A 14,576-nucleotide genomic window follows, 5' to 3' on the forward strand; every position below is an offset into this window, starting at 1 on the left:
CCCCGTTGGGGTGGTAAAGAGGCGAAAAAAGCGAGCGATCTGAATTTGTTTCATGGTCACCACAATAGTAAGTCTGGACGTCTAAAGTCAAGCTTTAGGTTGCAACTTCAGCAAGTATTTTTGCTCACCAGGTAAAAAGCCTAAAGGCTGCTCCTTTAACCAGAAGTCGTGGTCGGCGTCATAAAAAGGCGATAACGGATGACCAGACTGACCTGCCGGGATCACTAAAATACCTTCAGCTTCTTTGCCTGGAGACACCACCATGCGCTCCGACTGGCCATGCACTTTGTTTTGCACTCGTGGCATATGACTGTCGCCATTCATTGGCATAGCAGGCATATTCAACCAGTCACCAAAGAAGGGCACAGCAGCTGCCAAAGGATGCACTATGGCACTCTGATTGATATTGCCCCAACTGGCGCTGGCTAAACTGCCATAATCGGTTTCTAATTTTTGTTTACTCTGCAACACAGCCTGTTGCAACAGGCTACGCCAGGAGCTGAAATCAGCCGGCAAGGTATCAGTACGCTGCTGCTGGATCATTTCCCAGCCAGCGGTTTCCAGTGAAAACTTTAGATCCCGGCCTGATAATTTGTTCTGCTCCAGTAACGCCGTTAAAGGCGCAAAAGTCAGCTCCAGAGTTTTAGCCCGGAAGGCCCGCACCAACGAATAACCGACTGAGCCGATACTGGCCTGACTGGCATCTTTCATCACATAATCCCGATAAGACTCAAGCTGATGTTCTGCCACAAAATCTTTGGTCAGTACAGTGTCGAGCAAGAGCTGTTGCCAGCGAGCGAGCATCAAGGCGCGATGATCCAGTTGTATGGCATGCAGGCTTTGCTCGTTATGCTGCGCGGATGCTAAGAGTGCATCCCGGATTTGTTGGCCGCGAGCGCCCAGGTCATAGCCGCCGTTACCTATTAACTCTAAATCTTTACCGCCAATCATTCGGCTGTTGGCTGTCCAGAGCTGGCCGGATTGTGGCTGGTAAATTTGTGGGTAAGCACTTTGTGACAAATAACCCGTCCAGTTATTCTGGCCATTGCTCCAGTCTTGCGGTGTATCCATCTGTTGTACTTTGCGTTGTGGCAAAGCACCAATCAAAGTCCAGCCAATTGCGCCGTCTTTATCTGCCACCAGTAAGTTTTGCGCCGGAACTCCGGCACTGGCGGCCAGTTTTAACGTCTCTTTTACGCCTTTACTTTTCTCAAGTGTTATTAAATTAAAGTTGGCACCTTGTGGATCATGCGCCACCCAGCGGTAAGCATAATTCTGAAAAGGAGGTGTTAAAACCGGGCCCCAGATGGTTTCTTTTTGTAGCACCAATTCATCGGGCTGACCTTTGACCTTAATCACTTCGTTCTGATAACTGAACTCCTGCCAGCCGTCTGTAGTCTGGTATTTCTCAGCTTTCTCATCCAGTTTTAGCGCTATAACATCAGACCAATCTGCGGTGCTGTTGGTAAAACCCCAGGCGATATGACCATTACTACCCGCTACTATAGCCGGAGTGCCTGGCAGGCTGACCCCTGCAACTTCATAGGCTTCTCCGTTTTCTATCCACTTCAGCTGGGCCTTAAACCAGGTGCCTGGCACCCGAATGCCTAAATGCATATCATCGGCCAGAATAGCCCGGCCATCTGCTGTTCTTTTGCCTGAGACGGCAAAGTTATTACTGCCGATATCTGTGCTGTCATGCAAGGAGCAGTCTGTGCAGGCGGTTTTTTGTCCAGCTAATACGGCTGGGTAGCTGGACTTCGGCATAGGTGTCAGACTAACTTTGCTGTCATCCATAGCAGCTTGCCAGTCCGGGCTGTGCTGAAATAAAAAGTCGTACCAGTCCTGGGGTAACTTTTGTTGCATCAAGCCCATAGCTAATTCGTCTTTGCCTTCAGCCCCCTGCAAATCCAGATACATGCTGTAGAGCGCCAAAAAGGAATCAGCTTCAACCCAGTTACGCGGAGTCTGAGCTAGCAAGCCATACTCAAAAGGTGGCCAGCCCAGTTCAGCTAAACCTGCATTCACCCCTGCGGTATATCGCTGTAGTAGTGTTTTGTGCTCAGCAGGTAAGGCAGCAAACCCCCATTCTGCTTTGGCTCTGAATCTGTGAATGCGGCGTTTTTTATCCAGCTCCAACGCCATTTCGCCAAACAGTTCCGACAGCTCACCAGCTGCATTGCGGCGCAATAAATCCATTTGGAAAAAGCGTTCTTGTGCATGCACAAAACCTAAGGCATAAGCCACATCATTGCGGTTTTCGCCTTCGATACTGGCATAACCCTGAGCATCCCGGCTGATCGCAACACTTTGATTGACCTCTGCAGGCAATTCACCTTCATATAGCGGCAAACTGCTGCGAAGCACAAAGTATAGAAAACCAACCACCAGCAGTATCAGAGTCAGTAAGCCGACCGAAATCCGTTTAAACCAAAGCATAGGTTTTTGCTTCCAATAGGGTAAAATCAATAACTTATCATAATAGAGGACGATAAGAAGATGAAAGTGATTCAGTTATGGGATAAGGCCATTCGTATTTATCACTGGAGCCAGTTATTGTTGCTGGTTGGTTTATGGTTTAGCGCTGAGCAGGGGTATTTGGTGCTGCATCAGCTTTTTGCCTATTCGTTAGCAGCACTTTTGATCAGTCGTATTCTCTGGGGTTTTGTTGGCAGTGAGACAGCTCGTTTTAGCCATTTCCTGCAAAGTCCGCTGCAGTTGGTACAGATGTGGAACAAAGCTAAACATGGTATCGGCCATAGAGGCTTGTCCGGTTATATGAGTCTGACCTTAATGCTGTTGTTAGCCTTGCAGTTTATTTCCGGCTTAATGACCACAGATGATGTAATGACCGAAGGCCCCTTGTATAGTGCGGTATCCTCTGACTGGTCCTCTTTTGCCTCCTGGTTTCATCATAATAACTTTAATCTGCTATTGGCGCTGATTGCAGTGCACGTGGTTGCAGCTTTGGTGCATGGATTTAAAAAAGACGGTGTTTTAGGCGCTATGCTGCATGGCAAGCTTCAAACTGAAGTACAGCAACCTAAAGTGAAATCAACGGGTTGGTACCTGCTGCTGGTGATGGTGTTTGCCGGGATTTTTGCGCTCTGGCAAGGTGTATCTTTGTATCAGCAGTGGTGATGTGTAACGGTAGCTTCTAAGGATATATCCAAGGTCATTGGAGTTGCAGCGAGGCGAGAGGCCGCAGTCAACAAAGCTGCGGCTTCAAAGACGAAGGATAGATATTAGTCGGCTTTGTACTGGTCGTGACACGCCTTGCAATTTTTGGCGAAATTCCCAAAAGCAGGCTTAATGGTGGCCTGATCGCCAGACTTAGCTGCAGTTTGCAAGGCTATAGCATCAGCCTGGAATTGCTCTGCTTTTTGTTTAAAGTCTTTTAAGTCTTTCCAGATCTCTGCTTTGGCATCACTTTTTACTTTGTCAGCACCAGGTACTTCAAAGGCTTCCCATGGCAATGTGGTCAGTGTTGCTAAAGCATCAGCTCGTTTTTCTGCACGTTTCGCGTCAAATGGCACTTTGCCGCGCATCATGTCTCCTAAATCGACAAAATTATGCCGGATCAACTGGAAGCTATGTTGGCGGTAGGTGACAGAGTCTTCGGCGTCGGTAAAGGCGCTGCCCGCCAGAGCCGCGGCAGAAGATAAACCCAAAGATAGCAAGATAAACAGATTTTTCATTGGCTTAATTCTCATTTATTTGATTTTGATGCAATAATGGTTTGATGCTTTTGTATGCCACATTAGCATTACAACTGAACCCCGTCGCTGTCAATTCAGGAAATCATGTGAAGGAAGTCAATTTTCACAAACCTACAGGTATGAATTCCCTTAGCATTAAGTTCGCGCTGCTGGTATTTATGCTAACCATAGTTGCCAGTGCGGCTATTGCTTATGCTGTGCTGATATTGCAACAAAGTGTACTAGTTGAGCAGGAAAAACAACAATTAAAACTGCAATCTGAAAAATATGCCCGTGAATTGGATGCTGCTTTTCTGACCCGAGAAAAAAAAGCCATCAGTGCAAATAACATAGTGGTGCGGTACTTAACGAAAAATACAGCAGTCACTTCCTCTGTACCTGCAACTTTGCCAGACGGTAGTGTGCGTAGCCAGGATGATTTATCGGCAGCCTTTATTCCTCAAACAAAGTTAGATGCTCAGCAAGCACGCTGGTTAGTGCAAACCGAAGAATTATGGCAACAGTTGGCGCCTTTAATGCTGGAAGAGTTTTTTAATTTTTATTTTATTTCCAAACAGGGGTTGATCCGTATAGCTCCTGCCGACTGGGCTCTTGAAGTACCTGTAACTCATGATTTCACCAAAGATATATTCTTTGATATCGCAAGTCCCGAACAAAACCCCAGTCGTCTGCCTCGTTGGACTCCCCTTTATTACGATCCGATCTGGCAAAAATGGATGACCAGTCTGGTGATCCCTGTCTACGCAGAGGATGAATTTCTGGGGGTCACAGGCAGTGACTATGTCCTCGATGAACTGTTTCTTGATTTGACCACTATTGAGCAGTCCTCAAATGGCGTACGTAGCCTGTTATTTGACCCAAAAGGTCATCTGTTACTGGATGGGAAAAAGCCAGTAGCAGTGGGGGGAGCCGCGCAGCAAAACTTTGATGCCAGATATAGTTCAGTTGCACCAAGACGTCCGGAGCTGGCCGCTTTTATTCAGCAAGTGATTGCAAATCCAAAACAGCTGGAGCTGCGACAAGCAGATGTGACTAACTATCTGATCTCCGCGGCTAAAGTAGAGCGATTAGATTGGTACTTGACTCTGTATCAGGATAAACAGGTTGTGATGACTGGCCTGAAAGATTTTCGTGACAATGTGATGTTAATCTTCCTTGCGGTCGCTGTGGTAGTGGCTTTATCCCTGCAATTTTTTATTTATCAGTTTATTTTAAAACGCTTAACCCGCTTATCTTCTGCAGTACAGCGGATTAGCCGTGGTGACTTGCAACAAATAGCACTGGATCAGAATGACGATGAGATAGGCATGCTGAACCGGGCTTTTAATGGTATGGCGGACGAAATTCATCAACTGATATCAGGGTTAAATACTCGTATTGTTGAAAAAGAACAAGCTGAACGGGCAACCCGTAAACTGACCAAAGCCGTGGCTTTTTCCAGCTCTGGATTGCTGTTAACCGATAAAGAACTGAACATCGAATATGTCAATCCTTTTATGCTGGAACTGATTGGCTGTAGCGCTGAGCAGATGATGCATAAACCTTTGTCCTCATTGTTTGCTACCGAGATGTTTTTTGTCGGTGAAGAGATAGCTCAAACTTTGCAGGAACGTCATCACTGGCGCGGTGATATGTTGTTACAGCATGTGCTGCGTAAACTTTGGGTGTCATTAGCAATAGCACCTATCCGTGATGAAAAGGGGGATGTCAGCAACTATGTCTGCGCCATGCAGGACATTTCTTTTATCAAAGAGAGTCAGCGTAAAATGGAACAGCTGGCCTATTACGATATGCTAACCGGCCTTGCCAATCGCAGTTATTTCCGCGACCAGTTACGCAAAGCTATTGCCATGTCCTCCCGGGGTTATTACCACTTTGCTTTGTTGTATTTTGATCTGGATGAATTTAAGCGGATTAACGACACTTTAGGTCATGATGCCGGTGATGAATTACTCAAAGAAGTGGCCCGCAGGTTAATCAGTCGTTTGCGTGAGGAAGATACCATAGCCCGTTTAGGGGGCGATGAGTTTGCCGTGATCTTAAGCGGGATTAAAGACAGAGCCCAGGCTGCCCTTATCGCTGAAAATTTGCAGCAAAGTTTTGCGGCCCCGGTCAAATTAACAGGTCAGGAAGTCGCAATCAGCGCCAGTATTGGTATCACCATAGCGCCAGAAGATGCGGCTGATGAGGAGCTGTTGCTCAAACATGCTGATCTGGCTATGTATGAGGCTAAGGCTCGTGGTCGTAACACCTATCATTTCTTCAGTCAGGATTTAAACGAGGCTGCCAAAGAGAAATTACAGATTGAAAACCAGCTGCGTGAAGCCATACGCGAGCATCAATTTGTCTTGTATTACCAACCAAAAATAGACATTCGCACTAATGTCGTCATTGGTTATGAAGCATTGCTGCGTTGGGTTCGGCCTGATGGTTCGATGATCCCGCCCTTGCGCTTCATCCCGGTGGCAGAGAGCACGGGGTTGATAGTGGAAATTGGTGAATGGATAGTATGGGAGGCTTGTCGTTTTATCAGCCGCCAGCAATCCAGGGGTCATGATGTCAGCATTTCTATCAACCTGTCGGCACGGCAATTTACCGATCAAAATCTGACCGAAGTGGTCGAGCGGGTATTGCAAAGAACCGGGGCCCGACCCGATAAACTGATCTTTGAAATTACTGAGTCCATGTTAATGGGAGACACTGATGCGGCTATTGCCCAGTTAAATGAGTTAAAAGGGCTGGGGGTGACTTTATCTATTGACGACTTTGGTACAGGCTATTCATCGCTGAGTTATTTAAAGCGATTCCCGGTAGACGAGCTGAAAATCGACCGTTCTTTTGTTAAAGATATTCCGAATGACACCAATGACATGGACATAGTTGCGGCCATTATCGCGATGGCGCAAAAAATGAACCTGAGGGTGGTGGCAGAAGGGGTAGAGAGCAAAGAACAGGTTGAATTCTTGAAAAACAATGCTTGCTATCTGGTACAAGGTTATTACTTCAGCATGCCAAGAGCAGAGCAGGACTTATATAACCTGAGTTATCAACCATTATTAATAGGGGAAACGCCACTGTAATCTGTAGTTGGGACTAAGCCCGCTTTGCTGCATGCTTTTCCTCGTCAGTGTACAGGGCAAAACCTCAACAAAACCAGGAAACATCCATGATCAAACTAAGACTGTCCTTGTGCAGTACGGCAATGCTTTGCGCGCTATTGCCTGCAGCTTCGGCGGATCAAACCACGCCCGTTCAGGGCATACGTGATAAATCTCCGCAACTTTACGCTTTAACCAATGCCACAGTGATCACAGAACCTGGCAAACGGCTGGACAAAGCGACTGTGCTTATCAGCAACGGTAAAATCAGCAAAATACAAAATAAAGCGGATGTACCGGCTGGTTACCAGACGATAGATGCCAGCGGCTATTTTATTTATCCGGGTTTTATCGATCTATACAGTCAGTATGGCTTGCCCAAAGCGGAAAAGGGCAATGGCTTCGAATTCGGTCGCAAGCCGAATTATACCAATGACCGCAAAGGTGGCAATGCCAGCAATGCCGCTATTCATGCTCGCCAGCAGTGGGTCAGTGAATTTAAACCTGATGCTGAACAGGCAAAAAGTTATCAGCAGCAGGGCTTTACTACAGTGCAATCCGGTCGTTTTGACGGTATTTTTCGTGGCCAGGCTTTTGTTGCCTCATTAGTGCAGGGTTTGCCGAATGAAGCTGTGATGCGGGCACAGGCCAACCAATTTATGGCCTTTAGCAAAGGGACTTCGGTACAAAGTTATCCATCGTCCTTGATGGGCAGCATAGCCCTTATTCGTCAGACCTTGGCGGATGCCAATTGGTACAGTCAGGCTTACGGCAAAGGCAACTGGCGTTTTTACAATCAAGCCATTGAATTTAATGCTGATTTAGCGGCATTAGGCCAGTTAAAGACTCAGGGGCTGGTGTTTGAAGCTGCTGACGATCAGGCCTTGTTACGGGCGGATAAGCTGTTAAAAGAATTTGGCTTGAATAAAGCGGCTCTGATCGCTTCAGGCTATGAGTACAGTCGTATTGAACAAATCAAAGCAACGGGCCGTCCGCTTATACTGCCTCTGGCTTTTCCTGCAGCACCTGCAGTACAGCAACTGAATGATCAGTTGGATGTGGAATTAGCACAGTTACGACACTGGGAAAGAGCGCCAGCTAATGCTGCGGTATTGGAGCAGGCCAAAGTGCCTTTTGCGCTGACACTGCATAAACTGGAAAAACCAGAACAATTTTGGCCAAACCTGCGTAAAGCTGTGTCTTATGGCTTAAGTCAGCAAAAAGCTTTAGCCGCACTGACGACCGAACCGGCCAAATGGTTGGGGATGGAGCAACAGATAGGTAAAATTGCTGAAGGTTATCAAGCCGATTTAGTGGTCAGTAAAGGCGATTTATTTGCTGATGGTGAAATAGTAGCGACCTGGGTGCGTGGTCAGCAACAACAGTTCACAGCTATGGATTTACCTGTTTTTGCCGGTACCTATCAGTTGAATGTCAATGGCAGCAGCTTGCCGTTAGAACTGACAGATAAAAAAGGCTCAGTCGAGGGTACAGTCAAGCTGGGCGATAAAACCAGTAAGTTACAACATGTGGCTGTACAAAAAAATCAGCTGCAGTTTGCTCTGGATCTAAAAGCTTTAGGGCAGGGAGCAGGCATAGCGCAGTTCAGCGGCGAACTCAAAGGTAAAACCTTGCAAGGCAAGTTAGTCACTGCAGAGGGCAATACTGTTGCGATCAGTAGTCTGCAGCAACCCCTTGTTGCCAAAGTTGAGCAGAAAAAAGCCCCAGAAAAACCTGTGTTAGTATCAAAACTGACGACCCCTAATCGGGCTTTTGGCGTGACTGAACAAGCCAAACAGCAAAATGTGCATATCAAAAATGCCACAGTCTGGACTTCAGCCAAAGCAGGTAAGTTAGAAAACACCGATGTGCTGGTAGAGGACGGCGAGTTTGTCAAAATTGGTAAAAATTTATCCACTCCGTCTGGTTTTCAGGTGATTGATGCCACCGGCATGCACTTAACCGCAGGTATTATCGATGAACACTCGCATATCGCCATTGATCAGGGCGTGAATGAAGGTTCAGACGCTGTTACCTCCGAAGTGCGGATTGGTGATGTACTGGATGCGGATGATATCAATATTTATCGTGGTTTAGCTGGTGGTACTACTACAGCTCAACTGTTACACGGCAGTGCTAATCCTATTGGTGGTCAGGCACAAATTATTCAGCTGCGTTGGGGCGATAATTCAGAGCAACTGAAGTTTAAAGGTGCGCCTGAGAGCATCAAGTTTGCTTTAGGTGAAAACGTCAAACAATCCAACTGGGGCGACGACTTTGTCACCCGCTATCCACAAACCCGCAGTGGTGTCGACACTATTATTCGTGATGCCTTCCAGGCTGCCAAAGAATACAAAGCACAATGGGCGGAGTATGAGGATTTATCCAGTTCAGAGCAGAGTAAAACTGCACCACCCCGGTTGGATTATCGTTTAAAAGCCCTGGTTGAAATTTTGGATAAAGAACGTTTTATCCATGTACATTCTTATGTGGCCTCTGAAATTCTGATGATTATCAAATTAGCCGAGGAAATGGGCTTTAACATCACCACTTTCACCCACATTCTGGAAGGCTACAAAGTCGCGGACGAGATGAAAGCACATGGTGCCAGCGCTTCTACTTTTGCCGACTGGTGGGCTTATAAAATGGAAGTGCAGGATGCTATTCCAACCAACGTTTGTTTAATGCAACAACAAGGCGTGTTGGTCAGCGTCAACTCAGATAGCCCGGATTTACAGCGTCGTTTGAATCAGGAAGCGGCCAAAGCTGTGGTCTACTGTGGTATGGATGAACAACAAGCGCTGAATATGGTGACTATTAATCCAGCGAAGCAGTTAAAAATTGATGAAAAAGTGGGTTCAGTCGAAGAGGGCAAACAGGCTGACTTCGTCTTGTGGTCTGCTCATCCACTGTCTGTGTACGCCCGTGCCCAACAAACCTGGATTGAAGGTACACCTTATTATCAACTGACGAAAGACGAGCAACTGCAACAGCAAGTGGCCAGTGAAAAACAACAGCTGATCCAGAAGGTGCTGCAATCTTCTGATGATGAAAAAGCAGGTTCTGGCGCGTCCTACAAAGCCAATAACCCGGTTTGGCACTGTGAGGATAACCATGACGTGTTATCCCTTGCTTTTGATCACCAGCATTAATGGAGTCCGTCATGAAATTTTCTAAACTTTTTACCCTGATGACGGCAGCACTTTGTGTAACGGCACAGGCTAATGATATAGCGCCAGCTCCTGCACAACGTCAGGCTATCCTGTTACAGGATGCCACTGTGCATACTGTGACCAATGGTGTCTTAAAAGATACTGATGTCTTACTGGTGGACGGTAAAATCAGCGCTATAGGCGCAGATTTAGCAGTGCCAGCTGGCGCACAAGTGCTGTCTTTACAAGGTAAGCAGTTGTATCCAGGTCTGGTCGCTTTAGCGAATCAGCTGGGTTTAACCGAAATTGAAGCAGTACGGTCAACAGATGACACCACAGAAGTGACCAATACCAACCCGGATATCAAAGCTCAGGTCGCTTACAACGCTGACTCCGAAGTAGTCCCTACGATTCGCGCTAATGGTTTTAGTTACAGCCTGGTCTATCCAAATGGCTCTCTGATCATGGGCCAGTCGGCATTGATGCAATTGGATGCCTGGAACTGGACTGATGCCACAGTGGTAGATTCAGTAGCCTTACATATCAAATGGCCCCGTGCTGATGTAATGCCAAGCCCATGGCGGCCACAAAAGCCGGAAGACATTCGTAAAGCCAGTCAAAAGGCCATGACGGAACTGGAAGGTTACTTCAAAACAGCAAAAGCTTATGCTGACGCTGTCGGCAAAGGTGTAAAACTGCCTGTCGATTCACGCTGGCAGGCGATGATCCCGGTGTTTAAAGGCGAATTGCCGGTCTTTGTGCATGCCAATGACGAGCGTCAGATGGAGCAAGCCATGAAGTTTGCCCAGCAGTACGGTTTTGCACTGACGATAGTAGGAGGGCGTGATGCCTGGCGTATAGCGCCACAGCTTGCCGCTGCTAATGTAGCTGTGATCTACACCTCACCTTATGGCATCCCTGAGCGCGCCGATGAAGCGACCAGCCAGTCGTTCCAGACGCCTGCACTGCTTGCTAAAGCAGGTGTGAAGTTTGCGTTATCACTGGACGGCTACTGGGATACCCGCAACGTGGTTTTTGCCGCAGGACAGGCGATTAGCTATGGCTTGAGTCCTGAGCAGGCGTTACGTTCTGTTACACTTGATGCAGCGGCTATTGCTGGTGTAGCTGATAAAATCGGTAGCATCGAAGTGGGGAAAGCGGCCACTCTGGTGGTGTCTGATGGTGATATTTTTGATTATCTGGGACACAAAGTTCGGTACATGTGGATTGATGGTCGCGCTGTGGATTTAAACAGCAGACATAAACAACTGCATGATAAATATCAGCAGCGTTACCAGGCTAAAAACTAAACAGTCAGGGGCGAAAGCCCCTGAATTTTTTAAGGAAACTTTATGAAACTGATGTCAGTCAGTGCTTTATCCGCCATGCTGGTGCTGGCGGGTTGTCAAAGCACCACTGCTCCTTCCTCTGTGGTTGTGCAGCCCAAAGCCAGCGCGAAAGCCATCGAAGCTCACATGACCTTTTTAGGCGATGACAGCTTAGAAGGCCGTGACACTGGTAGTCGTGGTCATCAAATTGCCTCTAATTACATTGCCACTCAACTGGCAGGTTTAGGTTTAGAGCCAGCAGGGGAACAAGGCTATTTTCAGTCTGTACCTATGCGCAAAGCTTTACTGGTGCAAAGCAGCGCCAAAATGTCGCTGACTAAAGATGGCAAAACCACAAACTTTGAGTATCCAAAGCAGTTTTTCACTGGTCCCAGTACGTTACATGCCAAAGTAGATGTAACAGCGCCTTTGGTGTTTGTTGGTTATGGTCTGGTGTCGAAAGAATTTAATCTGGACGATTACGCTAATCTGGATGTGAAAGGCAAAATAGTGGTGATGCTCAGTGGTCGTCCTAAGTCCTTACCAAGCGAGGAAGCTGCGCATATCCAAAGTTTAAAAGCCGAAAACGCCGCTGAACGTGGTGCTGTCGGTGTGATCACCTTGCATACTCCTTCAGAAGAAAAAGTACGGCCTTATGCCAACAGCCTGATGTATCTGACCAGCCCTCGTATGCGCTGGTTGCATAAAGATGGCAAAGCCGAAGGTGAGTTTGAGTCCTTAACAGGTTCTGCTTATCTGCACCCTGATGCAGCTAAAGTATTATTTGCAGGAGCCAGTCGTTCTCTGGACGATATTTTTGCTGACTTAGCCGCAGAAAAGGTGCCGACAGGTTTTGCATTGGAAGGTACGGTTAATTTAAAGCGAGAATCTACCACTGAAGATATCACCAGCCCAAACGTGGCTGCGGTATTACCAGGTTCAGATCCAAAGCTTAAAGATGAGTATGTGGTTATAACAGCGCACTCGGATCACATAGGGTTTTCCAACGATGTGCGCAGTAAAGACAAAATCAATAATGGCTTGATGGATAATGCCGCCGGCGTCAGCATTATGCTGGAAACGGCGCGTTTATTTGCTCAGCAAGCGCAGCGGCCAAAACGTTCTTTGTTATTTGTTGCGGTAACAGGGGAAGAAAAAGGTTTGTTGGGTGCTGACTATTTTGCCCATTATCCAACCCGTCCTATCGACAAGCTGGTAGCGAACGTCAATATCGATATGCCTGTGTTGTTGTATCCTTTTGCTGACATCGTAGCTTTTGGCGCCAATCACTCCAGTTTAGGTGCAACAGTAGATAACGCAGCTGCTGCTGTTGGTATTACCCAAAGCCCGGATCCTATGCCTGAACAGGCTATTTTTACCCGTTCAGACCACTACACTTTAGTGCAAAAAGGCGTGCCATCCGTGTTCCTGATGACAGGTTTTACTTCCAAAGATCCAAAGCAAAAAGGTGGCGAAGTCTGGGGCAAGTTTTTTGCCAAACATTACCACAAGCCAACGGATGATAAAGCGGGTTTAACCGCTGACTTTGGTGCTATTCGTTATGATGCTGGTGCTACATTTGCCGACATTAACTTTGGTATCACTACGCAAGTGGCGAATAATCCACAGCGTCCTGTCTGGTTAAAAGACAGTTTCTTTGGCAAGATTTTTGGCAAAGACTACAACCAACAGAAGTAATCTGACGGGTCAGAGTGCAAGCTCTGACCCTTCTTTTTTTAGTGTTCCATAATGCGGCTTAATAAAGCCCGCACTGTCTCAGGTTCAAACGGCTTATCACAAAGTGCATTTACACCGGACTGAGCTATGTTGGCTAGATGAGATTCATTGGCTTCACTGGTCACCATCAAGACTGGAATATGGCTTTGTTGGCTGTGTTCACGAATATACTGGGTCAGCTCCTGACCATTCACTTCTGGCATATTAAAGTCGGTCACTACTAAATCAAACATGTTGTTTTGCAGCAGCTCAATGGCTTGTTGTCCATCTTCTGCTTCAGTTAAATGCTGAATGCCCAGATTCTGCAGTACACGTTTAATATGATTACGAGCCAGACGACTGTCGTCCACTACCAACACCCGCACATCGTGCACGTCAAACAAACTCAGTTCCAGTTCGGCCGGACTTAACAAGTCGATAGCTGCATTTAAGGCTTTGCCTAGCTGCACTGAATTAAAAGGCTTAGGTAAAATCGCCACAACACCTGATTGTTTAAACTGCTCCAGCTGGGCTTTTTTAGTTTCAGACGAAATCAGCACAAAAGGCACGTCCGCTAAATTTGCATCGTTTTTTAGTTTTGCTAACAGCTCCAGGCTAGTTCCTTGCTCAAAATACAAGCTGCTGATCACCAGATCGGCTTTATGCTGTTTGAGCTGCTGCATGGCTGTTGTTATGTTGTCTGCTGTACTGACCTGGGTGGCGCCTTCTTCGGCCAGCTGTTTGATAATAATTTTGCGTTGAACATCTGAAGGTTCAATCAACAGGATAGATAAATCAGAAGGGGAGAGTTGTTGCATCAGACGCTCGCTTAATCCGCTTGGGTATCTTGGGTATAAAAGGGGGGCGGGTTAACCACCAGCCCACTTATGTTTGTAACCTAATTTGGTTAACTCCTGCTGCACCAGCTCGCGCTGGTCACCCTGAATTTCAATGACACCATCTTTGACCGAACCACCACAACCGCACTTTTTCTTTAATAGGGCTGCTATTTCCGCCAGTGTTTCTGTGCTTTCAGCCAGGCCGGAAATAGTGATCACCGCTTTGCCATTACGGCCTTTGGTCTCCCGTCTTAATCGTGCATGACCGTCAGAAAAACTCTGAGCCACAACTTTTTGTGGTTTGGGTTTATCAATACGGCCTGAATCTGTACTGTAGACCAAATCATCCGATGCTGCTGTTGCAGCTTCAGCAGGTCGACCCAATTGCTGCTGCCAATCGGCTAAAGATATTTTTTTGCCACTCATAAAACAATCTGTGTAAGTCATCAGAAAGCGCACGATAAACAAGTTAATAATAAACAGCAAGCGCTATCCCCGTCGTTCTTGAAGCCGCAGCTTTGTTACCTTCGTGCTCTCGCCCAAGCCACATAGTGGCCTATGCTCCTTGGGTCTCGCTCTCTTGTCGCCTTGTTGCAACTCCAATTACTTAGGGTACATCCGTCGTTCTTGAATCCGCAGCTTTGTTACCTTCGTGCTCTCGCCCAAGTCACATAGTGGCCTATGCTCCTTGGGTCTCGATCTCTTGTCGCCTTGTTGCAACTCC

The 14,576-nt window shown here is 47.0% G+C and carries 9 protein-coding genes; 5 read left to right on the forward strand and 4 right to left on the reverse strand.

Annotated features, from left to right (window positions below; translation table 11 throughout):
- Positions 1-87 precede the first annotated feature (87 nt).
- Positions 88-2,439 carry a penicillin acylase family protein gene (locus tag IEW88_RS02855; protein WP_147902827.1) on the reverse strand — a complete coding sequence of 784 codons (2,352 nt, stop codon included), beginning with the start codon at positions 2,437-2,439 and terminating at the stop codon, positions 88-90.
- A 60-nt stretch (positions 2,440-2,499) separates the two neighbouring features.
- Here IEW88_RS02855 and IEW88_RS02860 point away from each other — a divergent pair, with 60 nt between their 5' ends.
- Positions 2,500-3,141: a cytochrome b/b6 domain-containing protein gene (locus IEW88_RS02860; protein ID WP_147902826.1), complete on the forward strand. Its 642-nt coding sequence runs from the start codon at positions 2,500-2,502 to the stop codon at positions 3,139-3,141.
- 104 nt (positions 3,142-3,245) lie between these two features.
- Here the strand turns inward: IEW88_RS02860 and IEW88_RS02865 are convergent, their stop codons facing one another.
- Positions 3,246-3,698 (reverse strand): c-type cytochrome, encoded by a 453-nt coding sequence (locus IEW88_RS02865; RefSeq protein WP_147902825.1) that lies wholly within the window; start codon positions 3,696-3,698, stop codon positions 3,246-3,248.
- A gap of 107 nt (positions 3,699-3,805) precedes the next feature.
- Between IEW88_RS02865 and IEW88_RS02870 the strand changes: the two genes are divergently transcribed.
- The 4 genes from IEW88_RS02870 (at position 3,806) to IEW88_RS02885 (ending at position 12,995) form a co-directional block, all read left to right on the forward strand.
- Positions 3,806-6,799, forward strand: a complete 2,994-nt coding sequence (locus IEW88_RS02870) for a bifunctional diguanylate cyclase/phosphodiesterase (protein WP_147902824.1) — start codon at positions 3,806-3,808, stop codon at positions 6,797-6,799.
- Between the two features lie 86 nt (positions 6,800-6,885).
- Positions 6,886-9,969 (forward strand): amidohydrolase family protein, encoded by a 3,084-nt coding sequence (locus IEW88_RS02875; RefSeq protein ID WP_147902823.1) that lies wholly within the window; start codon positions 6,886-6,888, stop codon positions 9,967-9,969.
- A gap of 11 nt (positions 9,970-9,980) precedes the next feature.
- Positions 9,981-11,279 carry an amidohydrolase family protein gene (locus tag IEW88_RS02880; protein ID WP_147902822.1) on the forward strand — a complete coding sequence of 433 codons (1,299 nt, stop codon included), beginning with the start codon at positions 9,981-9,983 and terminating at the stop codon, positions 11,277-11,279.
- Between the two features lie 42 nt (positions 11,280-11,321).
- A complete protein-coding gene (locus IEW88_RS02885) occupies positions 11,322-12,995 on the forward strand; it encodes a M28 family metallopeptidase (protein ID WP_147902821.1) in 1,674 nt (557 codons plus the stop codon).
- A 38-nt stretch (positions 12,996-13,033) separates the two neighbouring features.
- Here IEW88_RS02885 and IEW88_RS02890 read toward each other — a convergent pair whose 3' ends face one another.
- Positions 13,034-13,831 (reverse strand): response regulator, encoded by a 798-nt coding sequence (locus IEW88_RS02890; protein WP_147902820.1) that lies wholly within the window; start codon positions 13,829-13,831, stop codon positions 13,034-13,036.
- A 51-nt stretch (positions 13,832-13,882) separates the two neighbouring features.
- Positions 13,883-14,278, reverse strand: a complete 396-nt coding sequence (locus IEW88_RS02895; protein ID WP_147902819.1) for a translation initiation factor — start codon at positions 14,276-14,278, stop codon at positions 13,883-13,885.
- Positions 14,279-14,576: the final 298 nt, after the last annotated feature.

This window comes from Rheinheimera tangshanensis, assembly GCF_014645135.1.
Lineage (GTDB): Bacteria > Pseudomonadota > Gammaproteobacteria > Enterobacterales > Alteromonadaceae > Pararheinheimera > Pararheinheimera tangshanensis.